The sequence below is a fragment of the Bacillus sp. LH1 genome (genome assembly GCF_057924895.1).
In genome coordinates this window covers 431,598-447,689 of sequence record NZ_CM175007.1, presented here as the reverse complement: position 1 = coordinate 447,689, position 16,092 = coordinate 431,598, and the positions used below count along the sequence as shown (strand labels likewise).

General features: G+C 34.7%; 13 protein-coding genes, 2 pseudogenes and 2 riboswitches. Of the genes and pseudogenes, 2 read left to right on the top strand and 13 right to left on the bottom strand.

Annotated features, from left to right (window positions below):
- Window positions 1-56: 56 nt before the first annotated feature.
- From ACX9TM_RS02320 to ACX9TM_RS02300, 5 genes and pseudogenes are all read right to left on the bottom strand, one after another.
- On the bottom strand, window positions 57-638 hold the full coding sequence (locus ACX9TM_RS02320; RefSeq protein WP_001254439.1) for a TetR/AcrR family transcriptional regulator: 582 nt from the start codon (window positions 636-638) through the stop codon (window positions 57-59).
- An 80-nt stretch (window positions 639-718) separates the two neighbouring features.
- The gene (locus ACX9TM_RS02315; RefSeq protein WP_000817981.1) at window positions 719-862 is read right to left on the bottom strand and encodes a hypothetical protein; all 144 of its coding nucleotides are present in this window, start codon (window positions 860-862) and stop codon (window positions 719-721) included.
- Between the two features lie 125 nt (window positions 863-987).
- Entirely contained in the window at window positions 988-1,233 is a 246-nt protein-coding gene (locus ACX9TM_RS02310) for a hypothetical protein (protein ID WP_000505774.1), read from the bottom strand.
- Between the two features lie 13 nt (window positions 1,234-1,246).
- The gene (locus ACX9TM_RS02305) at window positions 1,247-1,561 is read right to left on the bottom strand and encodes a thioredoxin family protein (RefSeq protein WP_000206515.1); all 315 of its coding nucleotides are present in this window, start codon (window positions 1,559-1,561) and stop codon (window positions 1,247-1,249) included.
- Window positions 1,562-1,571: 10 nt separating this feature from the next.
- A pseudogene (locus ACX9TM_RS02300) lies at window positions 1,572-1,943 on the bottom strand (DnaJ family domain-containing protein).
- A 371-nt stretch (window positions 1,944-2,314) separates the two neighbouring features.
- Between ACX9TM_RS02300 and ACX9TM_RS02295 the strand changes: the two are divergent.
- On the top strand, window positions 2,315-4,339 hold the full coding sequence (locus tag ACX9TM_RS02295) for a glycosyl hydrolase family 18 protein (RefSeq protein ID WP_001257487.1): 2,025 nt from the start codon (window positions 2,315-2,317) through the stop codon (window positions 4,337-4,339).
- A 443-nt stretch (window positions 4,340-4,782) separates the two neighbouring features.
- Here the strand turns inward: ACX9TM_RS02295 and ACX9TM_RS02290 are convergent.
- The 7 genes and pseudogenes from ACX9TM_RS02290 to ACX9TM_RS02260 all read right to left on the bottom strand — a co-directional run.
- A pseudogene (locus tag ACX9TM_RS02290) lies at window positions 4,783-4,977 on the bottom strand (P-loop NTPase family protein); the annotation flags it as partial.
- The gene (locus ACX9TM_RS02285) at window positions 4,974-5,723 is read right to left on the bottom strand and encodes an ABC transporter ATP-binding protein (protein WP_000016088.1); all 750 of its coding nucleotides are present in this window, start codon (window positions 5,721-5,723) and stop codon (window positions 4,974-4,976) included. The gene ACX9TM_RS02285 and the pseudogene ACX9TM_RS02290, both read right to left, overlap by 4 nt.
- Window positions 5,720-6,718: an ABC transporter substrate-binding protein gene (locus ACX9TM_RS02280; protein WP_000715573.1), complete on the bottom strand. Its 999-nt coding sequence runs from the start codon at window positions 6,716-6,718 to the stop codon at window positions 5,720-5,722. Before ACX9TM_RS02280 ends, ACX9TM_RS02285 begins: the two co-directional genes overlap by 4 nt.
- On the bottom strand, window positions 6,715-7,488 hold the full coding sequence (locus ACX9TM_RS02275; RefSeq protein ID WP_001057166.1) for an ABC transporter permease: 774 nt from the start codon (window positions 7,486-7,488) through the stop codon (window positions 6,715-6,717). Before ACX9TM_RS02275 ends, ACX9TM_RS02280 begins: the two co-directional genes overlap by 4 nt.
- Complete coding sequence (locus tag ACX9TM_RS02270; RefSeq protein ID WP_000082906.1) at window positions 7,460-7,780, bottom strand: MTH1187 family thiamine-binding protein; 321 nt, start codon at window positions 7,778-7,780, stop codon at window positions 7,460-7,462. The genes ACX9TM_RS02275 and ACX9TM_RS02270 overlap by 29 nt, the downstream gene beginning before the upstream one ends.
- A 101-nt stretch (window positions 7,781-7,881) precedes the next feature.
- Window positions 7,882-7,983, bottom strand: a riboswitch (TPP riboswitch).
- Window positions 7,984-8,035: 52 nt separating this feature from the next.
- Window positions 8,036-11,617 carry a non-ribosomal peptide synthetase family protein gene (locus tag ACX9TM_RS02265; RefSeq protein ID WP_065381867.1) on the bottom strand — a complete coding sequence of 1,194 codons (3,582 nt, stop codon included), beginning with the start codon at window positions 11,615-11,617 and terminating at the stop codon, window positions 8,036-8,038.
- A 136-nt stretch (window positions 11,618-11,753) separates the two neighbouring features.
- Window positions 11,754-13,496 (bottom strand): methyl-accepting chemotaxis protein, encoded by a 1,743-nt coding sequence (locus tag ACX9TM_RS02260; RefSeq protein WP_000761079.1) that lies wholly within the window; start codon window positions 13,494-13,496, stop codon window positions 11,754-11,756.
- Window positions 13,497-13,630: 134 nt separating this feature from the next.
- Window positions 13,631-13,715, bottom strand: a riboswitch (cyclic di-GMP riboswitch).
- A 282-nt stretch (window positions 13,716-13,997) separates the two neighbouring features.
- Here ACX9TM_RS02260 and ACX9TM_RS02255 point away from each other — a divergent pair.
- Window positions 13,998-15,311 (top strand): anaerobic C4-dicarboxylate transporter family protein, encoded by a 1,314-nt coding sequence (locus ACX9TM_RS02255; protein ID WP_000498700.1) that lies wholly within the window; start codon window positions 13,998-14,000, stop codon window positions 15,309-15,311.
- Window positions 15,312-15,426: 115 nt separating this feature from the next.
- Here the strand turns inward: ACX9TM_RS02255 and thiE are convergent, their stop codons facing one another.
- Window positions 15,427-16,086 (bottom strand): thiamine phosphate synthase, encoded by a 660-nt coding sequence (thiE, locus tag ACX9TM_RS02250; RefSeq protein WP_000090962.1) that lies wholly within the window; start codon window positions 16,084-16,086, stop codon window positions 15,427-15,429.
- Window positions 16,087-16,092 lie beyond the last annotated feature (6 nt).

Here is a 16,092-nt window from a genome sequence, read left to right as displayed (position 1 = left end):
CTTTCACAAACCGACCGTTCAGTCTAATTTATTTTGTAAGAAAAGCAACTGACCTATTATTCAGCTGCCATTCCTTTTAACAATACATCTATTGCCTTTTTATAAATACGCTTCAACTCTTTATAATCTAGCTCGTAGTAAAGTACTCCAAGCCCTGATAATAATCCATTCACAATATACATAAGATCACGAGTATTATCTTCACGGAACTCTCCAGACTGTATACCTGCTTCAATTAATTTCTCAAACATAACATATGATTCTCTAGTTAAAGCTAATAGTTCCTCCAAAATCTCTTTACTTACAACTTGACTCATAGAGAATTCCTCTATGGCATTTGAAATTGGTTGCTGTATGTCCTCTACATGATATTCCGCGAGACCATATAGTTTTTCAGTACTAGTGCTATACAACTTCTCTTTTTCATTCCATTTTTCAAGCCAATCATACGTATGCTGTTTCACTACAAATAAAAATAATTCTTCTTTACTTTTAAAGTGATAATAAATACTTCCTTTACTTCGCTCTGTAATTTCACAAATCTCTTCCATAGATGTAGCTGCGTAGCCCTTCTGTGAAAATAGACTTTCTGCTTTGTATGCAATTTCTTTCTTTATCTCTTCTGCGCTTCTTCTCATATTCACACCTCTTTAAACCGACCGTTCAGTCTAATAATAACAAATCAAAAACCTCTATCGCAAGAGGCTATATTCCTTATTTAAGAAAACGTACTTTCAAACCAAGTTCGAATCATATGTATTGTTCCAAATTTAAATGCTAATTTAACAAGAAATACGCCTCCCGCAGCTAATAAAAATAACACTACTTTCCCCTTATTTTTCACTTTCGGTTCCCTTTTCATTTCCATTCCCCTTAGTATGTTAAAAATATTAATCAAACGTTTGTTTAACTGTGTTTATGTATATGTAAGCCGACTAATCAAACGTTTGTTTAAAAAGAAATACGCCTATATAAGGCGCATTTTCATCAATCCCCACCGCCACCGCAGCTTCCTCCGCTATCTCCCCCAAAAGAGCCTCCACAATCATGTGAACCGCCATCATGCGAGCTATCATTATCCGATCCAGCAAAGAAAAATAATGGTGATGAGCTGTTAGATGAATTATGTATGTTATTTTGTTTCGCCAAGTTCACCTTCTTTTTGTTCGATCGAACTGCTGTTACGATTATTCCAACTACAACAAATAATAGTATGACAATAATAAATCCCATATAAAAGCCTCCCCTATTCCTCGAATAATTGAATGATTCTCTCTAGATTTTCAAGTGAAATGAAGCGTGATTCACGAAGAATTTCTTTTCCATTATGAAATAATAAAATTGTTGGCCCTGTAAATACTCCATATCGCCCCGCAATCTCTTGCATGTCTTGTAGTAATATCTCTATTTTCTCTACGTAATCATAATTCTCTAATACGCAATTTACTTTTCTTAGCATAACATCACAAACACCACAATTTTCCGTTTTAATAAACAGAAGTACCAATTGTTGTTCTTCGATATAGGTCGCTAATTCTTCTATCGTTTTAAATGTAGTCATCTTATCCCTCTTAGCGTAATTTACGAAATAATTTGCCTTGATACATACGAAAAGCTGAACTATCTTTAATCTTTCTCTTTTCCATTACCTGCTGAAAACGAAGAGTTTTTGCTGTAAACTCTTCTCGTAATTTCTTTCTCTCTTCTTCATCATAACAGCAAGCAATTAGATCCTCTATTTTTAATATATCTTTTTGTAGTTCCATTTCTGGTGGAATCATTCCCGCATTTTTTTAAATTTTATAACTCATTCTAAGTTCTGGAGGTACCATTGAAAGATCTTCTAATTGTAGTGGTTTTCCTTTTCCCGGAAGATAATCAAGATCACCATTCCGTATTGCTTGTCGAATTTTTTCTTCAGCAATGTTCAAAAACACATCCACACTATTCCCTCCTTTACATATTTTTACTATTATTTTACATGATATTTCCTGATCTTTCTACGTCTTTAATAATTGGCTCCATACAATTTTTTCTCAAATTTATTTATAATGAGCTTTTTCTTCCCATACCAATCTTTAGTTTTCATATATAGTTTGTATTCAAGCCTTTTTGTATTGAGAAAGTCTTTTTCAACTTAATAAAGCGTTTACACTAAATCTTACATTTGTTACGATTTAATCACCCCCAGCTCCCTTGTATAGACTTCGTGATGTCTGATCATTTTATCTAGATGTTTCATACGTCTAGATTCATTTTGGTTTATTGGCGTATGCCTTTAAATATATCTTTTATTTTGAAAGGAGAAATGGCTATGAGGTCTCAAAAATTCACACTGCTATTACTATCTCTACTACTTTTCTTACCTCTTTTTCTCACAAATTTTATTACTCCAAATCTCGCATTAGCAGATTCACCAAAGCAAAGTCAAAAAATTGTTGGGTACTTTCCTTCGTGGGGCGTTTACGGACGTAATTATCAAGTTGCTGACATTGATGCATCAAAGCTTACTCACCTTAACTATGCTTTCGCGGATATTTGTTGGAATGGAAAACATGGAAACCCTTCTACTCATCCTGATAATCCAAATAAACAAACGTGGAACTGTAAAGAATCTGGTGTACCATTGCAAAATAAAGAGGTTCCTAATGGTACTCTCGTACTCGGTGAACCATGGGCTGATGTTACCAAATCGTATCCTGGCTCAGGGACAACTTGGGAAGATTGCGATAAATATGCCCGTTGCGGAAATTTCGGGGAACTAAAACGATTAAAAGCTAAATATCCTCACTTAAAAACAATTATTTCCGTTGGTGGCTGGACTTGGTCTAACCGCTTTTCTGATATGGCCGCTGATGAAAAAACAAGAAAAGTATTTGCTGAATCTACAGTAGCTTTTCTTCGCGCATATGGGTTTGATGGCGTAGATTTAGACTGGGAATATCCGGGCGTTGAAACGATTCCTGGTGGTAGTTATCGTCCTGAAGATAAACAAAATTTCACTCTCCTTCTTCAAGATGTCCGAAATGCTTTGAATAAAGCAGGTGCTGAAGATGGCAAACAATATTTACTAACAATCGCTTCAGGCGCAAGCCAACGCTACGCTGATCATACAGAGCTAAAGAAAATTTCTCAAATACTCGATTGGATTAATATTATGACATATGATTTCCACGGCGGATGGGAAGCTACTTCTAATCATAATGCAGCTCTATATAAGGATCCAAATGACCCAGCAGCAAATACGAATTTTTACGTAGATGGTGCTATAAATGTTTATACAAATGAAGGTGTTCCAGTCGATAAACTAGTATTAGGCGTACCCTTTTACGGACGTGGCTGGAAAAGTTGTGGCAAAGAAAATAACGGACAATATCAACCTTGCAAACCAGGTAGTGATGGGAAACTTGCTTCTAAAGGTACTTGGGATGATTATTCTACCGGTGACACAGGTGTGTATGATTACGGTGATTTAGCAGCCAATTACGTTAATAAAAATGGTTTTGTACGCTACTGGAATGACACAGCTAAAGTACCTTATTTATATAATGCAACTACAGGCACATTTATTAGCTACGATGACAATGAATCTATGAAATACAAAACAGACTATATAAAGACGAAAGGTTTAAGTGGAGCAATGTTTTGGGAACTAAGCGGAGATTGCCGTACAAGTCCAAAATATAGTTGCAGTGGTCCAAAATTACTTGATACGCTAGTAAAAGAATTACTTGGTGGACCTATTAGTCAAAAAGATACTGAGCCACCAACGAATGTTAAAAACGTTGTAGTTACGAATAAAAATTCAAACTCAGTTCAATTAAACTGGACTGCATCTACTGATAACGTAGGAGTTATGGAATATGAAATTACTGCTGGAGAAGAGAAATGGAGTACAACAACAAATAGCATTACAATTAAAAACTTAAAACCTAATACGGAATACACATTTTCAATAATTGCCAAAGATGCTGCTGGAAATAAATCACAACCTACCGCTCTTACTGTCAAAACGGATGAAGCTAATACGACACCTCCTGATGGAAATGGTACTGCTACATTTTCAGTCACTTCGAATTGGGGCAGCGGTTATAACTTCTCGATTATAATCAAAAATAATGGAACGACTCCTATTAAAAATTGGAAATTAGAATTTGATTATAGCGGTAATTTAACACAAGTTTGGGATTCTAAAATTAGTAGTAAAACAAATAATCATTATGTAATTACGAACGCAGGATGGAATGGTGAAATTCCTCCTGGTGGATCTATTACAATTGGCGGTGCAGGAACAGGTAATCCTGCCGAACTTTTAAATACCGTCATTAGCGAAAACTAGACGTAATATCCATTAATTAATTCACTAAAGTTTGAATTTAGGTTTGAGCAATACCTCCTAAATTCAAACTTTTAATTTTACGAAAAATCAAAAATATCATAATAACCTATTATAATTATATTTAATTTCTAATATGAAGTTTATATGAAGTTCATTTGAATTTTACATGAATTTCCTTTAATTTCTATTGTCTTCCTATAATATCCATATTATCCTTTACATAAAGGAATTATTTTCATTCCATTTTGAACTATCTATATATATAAAGAAAGATAGTCACCTGTTAGGGAAAGGCTTTCGTATTATAAATATAACAAAAGAAAAAGCACGCTTATAAGCGCACCATAAGAGTGCTTCTTCATACAATTCTCATGTAAGAGTTCTCGAAAATCATGTTAATCACAAAGAAAAGGCATTAGCTCCTAAAAGCTAATGCCTTTTCTTTATTCATATTGTTCAGTATTCCAATCTTCTATATTCCATACTTTTGTTATCCACGATTCATAGAAAGAAGGTTCATGTGAGACAATTAAAACCGTTCCTTTGTATTGTTGTAACGCTTCCTGTAAAGCCATCTTAGTTTCTACATCCAAATGATTAGTCGGTTCGTCTAAAATTAAAACATCAGCTTTTTCTATTTTTTCATATAAGGAGCTAACACACTTAAAATCTCTTCTTTATCCTTTTTTAATTCGAGTGATGTTAACATATCCATCGTTCTCGGCCTAGGTAATTTCACTTGTACCTCGCCAACTATTGACGCTGGTCTTTGAGATAAAATAAATACGCGATCTGAAAGCAAGATTGCCTCATCTAAGTCATGTGTCACCATAACGATTGTTTGCTTTTCTTGATGCCAAGAGTTTAAAAGCCAGCTATGTACTTCCATTTTTGTAAATGCATCTAATTTACCAAAAGGCTCATCCAGCAGCATAATTGGCTTTTCACATAAATATGTGCGCAGAAAACTAATTCTTTGACGCATACCACCAGATAATTCATCTGGATAATGGTCTGCATATTCATCTAGTTGGAACTGCTTTAATGCTTCCATTCCTTCTGTCAGCCTTTGTTTTTTCGGCTTTCCTTCAATTTCTAACGGAAGAACGATATTTTGCAAAGCTGATCGCCACGGTAGTAATAAATCTTGTTGTGGCATATAACTAACAACATCTTGCTCTTGTACTTGCTTATCGTTATACGTTACGTTCCCGCTTGTTGGTTTTTCAACATTTGCAATCATGTTTAATAATGTGCTTTTCCCGCAACCACTTGGTCCTACAAAGGAAACAAACTCTCCCTCTTGTATAGAGGCACTAATATTCTCTAATACATTCTTTCCGTCAAAAGATTTCACTATATTTTTTATTTGTAATCCGCTCATTTTTCACTTGGAAGGAATTCATTTGTAAAAGCATCTTTTACATCGATTTTCTTTTTAATAACTTTGTTGTCATATAAGAAATTCATGTAATTCGTCCAAATTTCTTCCTTCTGTACTCCCCATGCTTTAGCATCATCTTGATACTTCGTACTTAACCATTTTTGGCTTTCTTGAACTAAATCTTTATTTACATCTGGAACAGCTTTAATTAAAATATCAGCAGCCTCTTTCGGTTCCTTAATTGCAAAATTATAACCTTCTGTCGTTGCACTCATAAACTTTTTCACAAAGTCTTTATCTTGCTTCGTATGTTTTTCACTCGTAATAATAACAGGACTATAGAAATCAAGCGCTGGATCTAAGTCCTTCACCATAATCGTATTTAACTCTTTTCCTTGGCGCTTCGCTTCAATACCATCCCAACCGTAATAAATCCATTCGAAATCTGCATCACGACCGATTGATTTAAAGAAATCTGTTTGTCCTAAGATGATTTTTTCAACTTTATTAAAATCAGCTTGATGTTTATCCATAATCGTCTTTAATGTCGCTTCTTCCGCTGGTCCTCCCCAGCCGCCGTAACGTTTACCTTCAAAATCTTTCGGTGACGTCATATTATCTTTCTTAAGCGATGCAAACGCTGAAGTGTTATGCTGAATAATCGCTCCTACAGATACAACAGGAATTCCTTCCACACGAGCTAACGTTACATTTTCTTGTGCGCTTATTGCGAAGTCTGCTTTTCCTGATGCTATCATTTGCTCTGCTGTTACATTGTCACCTGGTTGAATAATTTCTACATCTAATCCTTGCTTTTTGTAATAATCTTTCGTTTGCGCTACATACAAGCCAGTATGATTCGTATTTGGAAACCAATCTAATACTACTTTTACTTTTTGATCTTTACTTGCACTTTCTTCTTTCTTCGCCGGATTACATCCAGCCACACCTACCGCTACTAAGGCAGCTAACATAACTTTCAAACCTTTTTTCATTTTCTGCCGTCCTTTCTATATATCCATGGTGCTGTTATTCTTGCCATAAACTCTACGATAAAATACAGGCATAATGTCACCATAACGATGATTGCTGCAACACCAAATACTCGGGCAGTCAAAAAGGATTTTGTAGCCCTCGTAAGCATAACGCCTAATCCTTCACTTGCACCGAGCCATTCTCCGATAATTGCCCCCATTACGCTATATGTAACTGCAATTTTTAAACCTGAGAAAAAGTATGGAAGCACTGCTGGAAATTTTACTTTCTGGTAAACTTGCCATTTTGTCGCCTTCATTGTTTGTAACAGTTTCAACATGTTTTTATCTACTGTTTGAAAACCTTCTAAAATACTAAGCGCAATTGGGAAGAAACAAACGAGTATTACGACCATTACTTTCGGCAACATCCCATATCCAAACCAAATAATAAATAGCGGTGCAAGTACAACAATTGGAATTGTTTGCGAAATAACGAGCAATGGATTTATTAAAATACGAAATAACGGTATAACGTCCATAATAATTGCGATGCTCGTCCCCAATAAAATTGCAAAGAATAGTCCAATTATAACTTCCTGCAGTGTTTGCATCGTATTTGGTAATAGTAAATCTTTCATCCCAATTAATTCTTGAACAATGGCAGAAGGCTTTGGTAAAATCCACGGTTCGATTTTAAATAATGAAACAGATCCTTCCCATATCGCAATGAGAAGGATAAGCCAAATAGTTGTAATAAGTTTAGATTGCTTCTGGTTTTGCATATTCATCACGGTACTTCCAAACCTTTTCATCTATCGTTACACCAGTGCTTGGACGATAATGGATTTTAATAGAAGTAATCACTTCTTCTGCTCCAGCATCGACGCAAGCTTGTTGCGCACGTTTAACGACATCAAGAAGTACATCTAATTCTCCTTCCAAAGTTGTTTCCATTGCCCCTACTTCATAACGAACTCCCGATTGTTGCACAACTTCAATTGCTTTATCGACAACAGAATATACATCTTTCGTTTTTGCTTGTGGTACTACTGAAAATGACATTGTAACTTGTTGTGACATAATAAAATCCCCCTTATAAAAATAAATTTCAAAAATAAGAAAAGGCTTTCCTACTGCGTAGGAAAGCCTTGTATGCAAGTTATTACAGAATAACATATGCTACATCACTTTAAGTAACTCCCTACGCTGGCATTATCCAGATCAGGTTGAGGGTCGATGTTTACTTACATCCTCTCAGCCAATTGGCTCCCCGGTCCTTAATTCGTTTTCATTGTAGCATGATTTATTTTATTGAACAAACAAAAGCATGCATAATCATTTCATTATTTTTGGAAAATAACCAACTTTTTCACCATGAGCTAATAACTGCTGAATAAATTCTTTATTAATTGCTGGTACTATCAATTCTTTTTTCTTAATCCATTTATTCGTTCTACGCGTACCCATTACAATTTCAGATTGCTGCGCTCCATCTCCTGCAACTTGAGAAGCAATTAACTCTGCTATTACTTCATTTCCCTTCGCTAATGCAAGTCCGGTATTTACATATTCTGAAAGTGGAACCATTTCAAGATTGTATCCACACTCTCCAATTAGCTGTATAAATTGTTCAAACTCAATTTGATGTGGATGACAAATATGTAACGTCTCTCCTATAATTTGCGCATCTTGCAAATACGATACAATTGATTTACTAGCAAAATCAATTGGTGTGAAATCAACTTTCCACTTCACATTTGGTGCTTTCCCAATTAATAGCATTGTTTTAATAAGACGATAAAATGCGTTTCCTTCAATATTTTGTTGGAACGAACCTGTTTCTGAATGACATGCTAAATTACCTGCACGATAAATATTTCCACGCAAACCATTTTTCATTGCTTCACGAACAATGTTTTCCGCTTGTAGTTTACTATTTGAATATACATTCTCTAAGTCTACACTGTAATTAAAATCACCAGTTTTCATGTATGTATCCCATTGATCTACCGCTAATTCTAACGGGATACCAATTGTAGAAATAAAATGGAATGTAGCACCTTTCTCCGCTAATGTTAGCATACGGCTAGTTCCTTGGACATTTATATTTTCAAATTGTTTTACATCTCCAAAATGTCTTACATCTGCACCGCAATGAATTATCGTATCCATCTTAGAACTGATGAACATAAATTCTTCTTCGCTCATCCCAAGATACTCTTCTCCAAGATCACCAGCTACGGCCTGTATACGCTGTAACCATTCTTCACATATATCATTAAAGTAGCCTGTTAATGTATCTATAATTCTTTGCTGCACATCTTTAGTTGGTCTTACTAAACAATAAATAGTAGCAGATGTATCTCTCAACAATTCATATAATATGTGTGATCCTAAATAACCAGTAGCTCCTGTTAAAAAGACATTTGAAATCTGGTTTTCTTCCAAAACGTTTGCATACGTGATAGTATCTGGTTCGTGAATCACTTTATATTCACGAAATACTTCTTCTTTCTCTACTTTTACTTCTCGCTCAATTCGAGCTAATCCATATATCGTTCTTTCTTTAAAGAAATCTTGAATTGTTAAATGTGAGAAATCTTCTTTTAACAATGTTAAGACTCGTAATACTTTTAATGAATGTCCACCAATTGTAAAGAAATCATCATGCACTCCAACTTTTGAAATTCCTAATACTTCCGCCCAGGCGTTCGCTATTTGTTTTTCTGCTTTATTAGAAGGTGCAACATATTCTTGTAGCCGAACCGGTTCATACTTTTCTTCTAACTGAGCTAACTTCTTAACATCAATCTTTTTATTAGGTGTAAGTGGTAATTCATTAATATAAATTAGTTTAGATGGCACCATATAATCTGGTAATTGCTCTTGTAACTGATAAACTAATTCTGGTATTTCTTTTTTATTTAAAGTTGTATAGAACGCGATTAAATATTGGCTACCTTCCTTACTCTTCTTAGCAAAAACAGCATTTTCTTTTATATTATGATTTTGAGAAATTTTACTTTGGATTTCGCCTAGTTCAATACGATGTCCTCTAATTTTTACTTGATCATCTTTCCGATGTAAAAACTCTATATTTCCATCCTCTAGCAACTTAACGATATCACCTGTTTTATATATATTAACTATAGGATTAAAAGGGTTCGGAATAAAAGCTTCAATTGTTTTATTAGGCTTATTAAAATACCCTTTTGCTAATCCCACTGAATCTATATATAATTCACCAGGTACACCAATTGGACAAAGATTCATATTCTCATCCAAAATCATAACTTGATAATTAGCACATGGTTTACCAATGGGAATACTCGCAACATCCTCATTTAACTGACTAGGTATTTTATAGGTTGTCGTCACTACAGTACATTCTGTCGGTCCGTATACATTATGAATTTCAACATTTGTACCTATTCTTTCTCTCCACAATTTAATAACCTCTACAGGCAACATTTCACCGCCAATCGCAATTCTTTTTAGGGAAGCTAGCTTATATATATCTTCTTCTGCTAAATAAGTTGCTACTTGTCGAACAAAAATTGTTGCTAATGCCAAGATTGAAGTTGCTTTCACTTTATAGATTGCATTTGCAAATGCTTCTACAGACAATCGCTCTTCCTCTAATAGTACATATAAGTTTCCTCCACAGAATAAAGAAGCAAATGACTCCCATACAGAAGCATCGAAACTAAATGAAGGAAATTGGGCAAATACATCCTCTTCTGTCAATTCATATTGCTTTTTCATCCAAGTATACAGATTAACAACGCCTCTATGAGCTAACATCGTTCCCTTTGGATTCCCTGTTGAACCAGATGTATAAATCATATAAGCTACATCATCATAATGAATAGACAACTTTACATCTGTATCTTCATAAGTTTCACTATCATACATTGAAACTGTTTGAACCCCATCACATGTTATAGGCGTCTCTTTCATCAATATAACTTTCGCTTGGCTATCTTGAATAATGTACTGTATTCTACTTTCCGGATAATCTGGATCAATCGGAACATACGCTGCACCAGCTTTTAATATAGCTACCATACTTACTACTGTGTCTATGCTACGTTTCATAAATATTCCAACATAGTCTCCTAATTGGACGCCGTTTTTAATTAACATATGAGCTATTTGATTACTTTTTTTATTTAGCTCCTCATAAGTTAAAGTACCTTCCCTTGAAGATAAAGCTATACGATTTGGAAATTGAGTAACAGTATTATAGAACATATCGACGATACTTTTCTCAGGATATACTGCTGTCGTATCATTCACTTGACTATAAAGTGCCATCTCGGCCTCTGTAATAACATTAAAATTATTTATATGATTATTATTATTTTGTGATTTATTAATTAAAACACCTTGTATTTGTTGTGCATAACGAGTAATTGTTGTCTCTTTCCAATTAACACTATTAAATATTATTTCTACACTTTGCATATTTTTACTAAATACAAATTGTAATGTATTCGTGTCTTTTAGCTCATAATATGTTTCACCAATAATAATAGGTGACATTTCATATAACGTATTACCGTTTTGAAACTCTTCTATTTCTTCCTCATTCATTTCTTTAATTTGCTCCAGTTGCTCTTCAATTTGTAAATTTAAACTTTCATAGGAGAGAAAATTAGAAACTTCAATAGTAATCGGAAATAAACTTCCTCTTACATGATAAAGCACGACAATATGTTTTTCTTTAGAAATATGATATAACCACGTTGCAGTCGCTCCTATTAAATCTACAATGTGAGTCAAATTTGAAAACAGTTCCGTTTTCCTTTTTATCCTAAGTTCTGTTCCTTGCACATCTTTAGGTATTTTAATACTTCCTTCTACTTTTCCTAAAAATTCTTTTACCATCTCACTATAAGAAATTGCTAATTTCATATTTATGTAAATTCCTCTCTTAAATATAATAAAGGTGTGAAAATTCACACCTTTTTTATCCCTTATTAAAGGGCAGATTCGTTCAATTCATAATCAGTAGCGGAGATACCCCCTTGATTAGAATTGAACTTTCTCCTTATTCGCTTTTAAACTCACCAATAAGCTCTTGTAATTCCTGAGAGAGCCAACTTAAAGAAGTCGCTAATTCTGCAATATCTTGTACTGATATTTCTTGCTCTTTCATGCTTTCTTCAACATTACTACTGCTGTTGGCATAAGTATTTGCAATATGTGATAATTCATTTACGACTTGAACGATATTCTGGCTATTTTGTAAAATATCACTCGAATTACCCGAAACAGCTTTTACTTGATCTGTAACAGATTGCGCTGATTTGGAGATTTTTTCGAAGAAATCTCCACTACTTTGAACAAGTGAAATTCCAGTTTCTACTTCTTTTGAACCTTTTTGCATGGAAACTACAGCATCTTCTGTCTCAGCTTGTGTTTCACCAATTAATTTCGCTATATCTTTTGCAGACGCTTCAGTTTGTTCTGCTAATTTTCGTACTTCATCAGCAACAACTGCAAACCCTCTTCCAGCTGCTCCAGCACGTGAAGCCTCAATAGAAGCATTTAAAGCTAATAAATTTGTTTGATTTGAAATACCTGTAATTACAGTTACGATATCACTAATTTCTTTTGACCTTGTTTCTAACGAATAAATGATGGAAGATAAATCTTGTACTGCATTTTGAATTAAACTCATTTGATTAATAATTTGTCCAATCACTTCATTACCTTCAATTGAATGTTGCTCCATACCTTCAGAAGCAACCGCAACTTGTTTCGCAGCCCCAGTTATCTCTTCTACCTTATCTTCCATTCCATGTACAATCCCTAAACATTGTTGTACTGAAGTTTTTTGAGACTGTGCCCCTACTCTTAAACCTTCAATAGAACTTGCAATCTCTTGAACTGCCATGCTGTTTTCCTCTGTACTCGCCGACAATTCTTGTGAAGAAGAAGAAACTTGCTCAGCTGTTTGCCTTACTTTATCTATAATCCCTTTAAACTTTTCAATCGTGTTATTGAAATAAACATTAATAATTCCAATATCATCTGGTCTTTCTTTTAATTTAATACTCAAGTCACCTTCACCAATTTTACGTAACCCTTCTCGTAAATCTTTTAATGGAGCTAGCGAGTGACGCACGATAAAGAATTGAGTAATAGTCGCAATTGCTAATGAAATAATGATAAAGAGTAAACCCTGTATCATAAACTTCTCTTTTGTAATAGGAACAATGGAAGCATCTAAGTCAGCGGCAACAATTGCAATAATATTGTTTTCTCCATCTGTAATTGGTTCTAATATTGTCACCCACGAACCTATTTCATCTTCATATACTTCTGTCATTTGAGCCTTTTTCGTATCAATCACTTTATCGTATGCCTTCATCCAATGAGCGGGTTGTTCATAATAATCTCCCGGCTTTATAGGAAACGCATTTGTTAACTCTGTAGTCAAACCAACGAGTTGTAATTCTCGCTTTTCATTCGGCTTTGCTCCTGTAACATACGTTTGTCCAACGCTTTTCAATTCTTTTGATACTTCATCTAATTTCTCTGTTAACTTTTCTTTTTTCACTTTTTCGGCTGTAGGATCTTTCGCCATGTCTCTAACTAATTCTACATCCAGTTTTTTCAATACTATTTCTCCTGTTTCAATAGACTGCCTTTCAAATAAAGACATCATACTATTTTGAAACATATTGAAACTTAATGCACCCATACTTCCAACAAGTGTCAAAATAACTAATACGGTTAATAAGACGTTCTTTTGAAGGAACGATAACTTATGCCAATATTTTTTCATTAATATCCACCTTCCTTAATCAACACAAACAAAAAAACAAAATATATGGATATTTTGTTTGAAAATGTTTCTCAATATGTTCGAGAATAAAAAAAAGCCAATGTAAAAGCATTGGCCAAGACCAACCCTATCCGTCCGGTAACTGGCTAGCGTAGCCTTTCGACCTTAGCTCCTGTAGTTTTGCGTCCTCATGTTTCCATCAGTTTGCCTTTCTCGCTGAACGAGTTGAACGATATGGGAGTTCTATGAGAATTAATTTATTCTCTTTCAAAGATTACAACATATAAATCAAAATGTCTACTTATTTAGAGATATAAATACAAATTTTTAATGCATTGCTTTTTCGAAATAATTTCAAAAAGTACGTGAATGTTACTTTTTTTGTGTTATATAATAAAAAATGTATAAATAACAAGGATTTCTTCGGGTATTTATTTAATTTTCATTCAAATTAAACTATTCGAATATATCTTAACTAATGAATTTCGGAGGTAGTTTATCATGTTTTGGCTACAATTTCTTACCTTGTTACTCTGTATTTTTATTGGTGCACGCCTAGGCGGAGTTGGTTTAGGAGTAATGGGTGGAGTTGGTATGGCAATACTCGTTTTTGTCTTCCACCTACAACCAACCGCGCCTCCTATCGATGTAATGCTTATGATTTTGGCAGTAATTACAGCTGCTGGTGCTTTGCAAGCTGCTGGAGGAATGGACTATCTTGTTCATCTAGCTGAAAAGGCATTACGAAAAAATCCAAAGCGTATTACTTTTTTTGCTCCAATTGTTACTTATTTATTCACACTATGTGCAGGTACTGGTCACGTTGCCTATTCTGTACTTCCTGTTATTGCAGAAGTCTCTCGTGAATCAGGGATTAGACCGGAACGCCCAATGTCGATTGCCGTAATCGCTTCTCAACAAGCAATTACAGCTAGTCCAATTTCAGCTGCCACAGTTGCTCTTTTAGCAATGTTAGCTGACTATAAAATCACCTTATTAGATATTTTAAAAGTAAGTATCCCTTCTACTTTCATCGCTTGTATGATAGCTGCATTCGTTGCTAGTAAGATGGGAAAAGAATTAAATGAAGACCCTGAATACTTAAAACGATTAAAAGAAGGAATGATTCCTAAGCTTGAAGAGAAAAAAGCATTTGTAGGTGTAAAGGGCGCAAAATTATCAGTTATCCTTTTCCTAGTAGGAACCTTCCTTGTTGTACTTCTTGGTTCATTTGAAGCACTTCGTCCAGGATGGATAGTTGATGGGAAGTTAGCTCGTCTTTCCATGCCGAACACAATTGAGATGGTTATGTTAACTATCGCGGCTCTTATTATTATTTTCTGTAAACCAAATGTAGAAAGCATTGTGTCTGGTAACGTCTTTAAAGCAGGAGCAACAGCAGTTGTTGCTATTTTCGGTATCGCTTGGATGGGAGATACTTTCTTTAACGGAAACTTAAATATGATTCAAGGATCCATTCAGCATTTAGTAACAAGTGCACCTTGGCTATTTGCCATCGCACTATTCATTCTATCTATTTTACTGTACAGCCAAGCTGCAACAGTACGTGCCTTAATGCCACTTGGACTATCTCTTGGCATTCCACCAGCGCTACTGATTGCTATGTTCCCTGCAGTAAATGGATATTTCTTCATTCCAAACTATGGAACAATCGTTGCTGCTATTAACTTTGACCGTACTGGTACAACAGGTATCGGTAAATACGTATTAAATCATAGTTTTATGATTCCTGGCTTAATCGCAACATTTACTTCTATCGGAATTGGAATGCTCTTAATTTCAATTATGTTTTAAAGAAAAAGCACAAACCTTTATTTAAAAAGGTTTGTGCTTTTTTAATCAAATGTTTGTTTAAATTTTTGGGCAGTCTATTTCTCCATGTAGCACTTAAAATACTACACGTCCTTCCCTACAAACTTCTCTTTACTTCTTCAGCTAATTTTCTCGTACTTTCATACGCAGATTCAGCTAAACTAATTGCTGAAATAACTGAAACACCGTCCGCACCCGCTTCTATAACTGCCGCTGTATTTTCAATTGTAATCCCACCAATACCAACGATTGGCACTGTAATTCCTTGTTCTCTAAAATAGGCTAATCCTTTCGTTCCTTGAACCGCTTTCGTATCTTTTTTCGTACTCGTTGGGAAAATAGGTCCAACGCCTAAATAATCTGCTCCATTTTCGATTGCAAAGCGTGCTTCTTCAATTGTATGAGCAGATACGCCGATAATTTTATCTCCCATTTTTTCACGAACAGATGTAATTCCTTCATCATCTTGTCCGACATGAACACCATCTGCATCTAATTCAATGGCTAATTCTACATCATCATTTACAATGAAAGGAACACTATATTCATTACAAAGCGTCTGCAATTCTTTTGCAAAGCGCACTCTATCTTCTCCGATTAAAGAACCTTCCCCCTTCTCGCGAAACTGAAAAATTGTCACTCCACCATCTAACGCTTCTTTCAATACAGCTAAAGGATCCCTCGTGCAGTTATTACTTCCCATAATAAAATACACTTGCAATAGCTTAGACATTTTATCTATTTCAATGCGTGCCATTTCTTT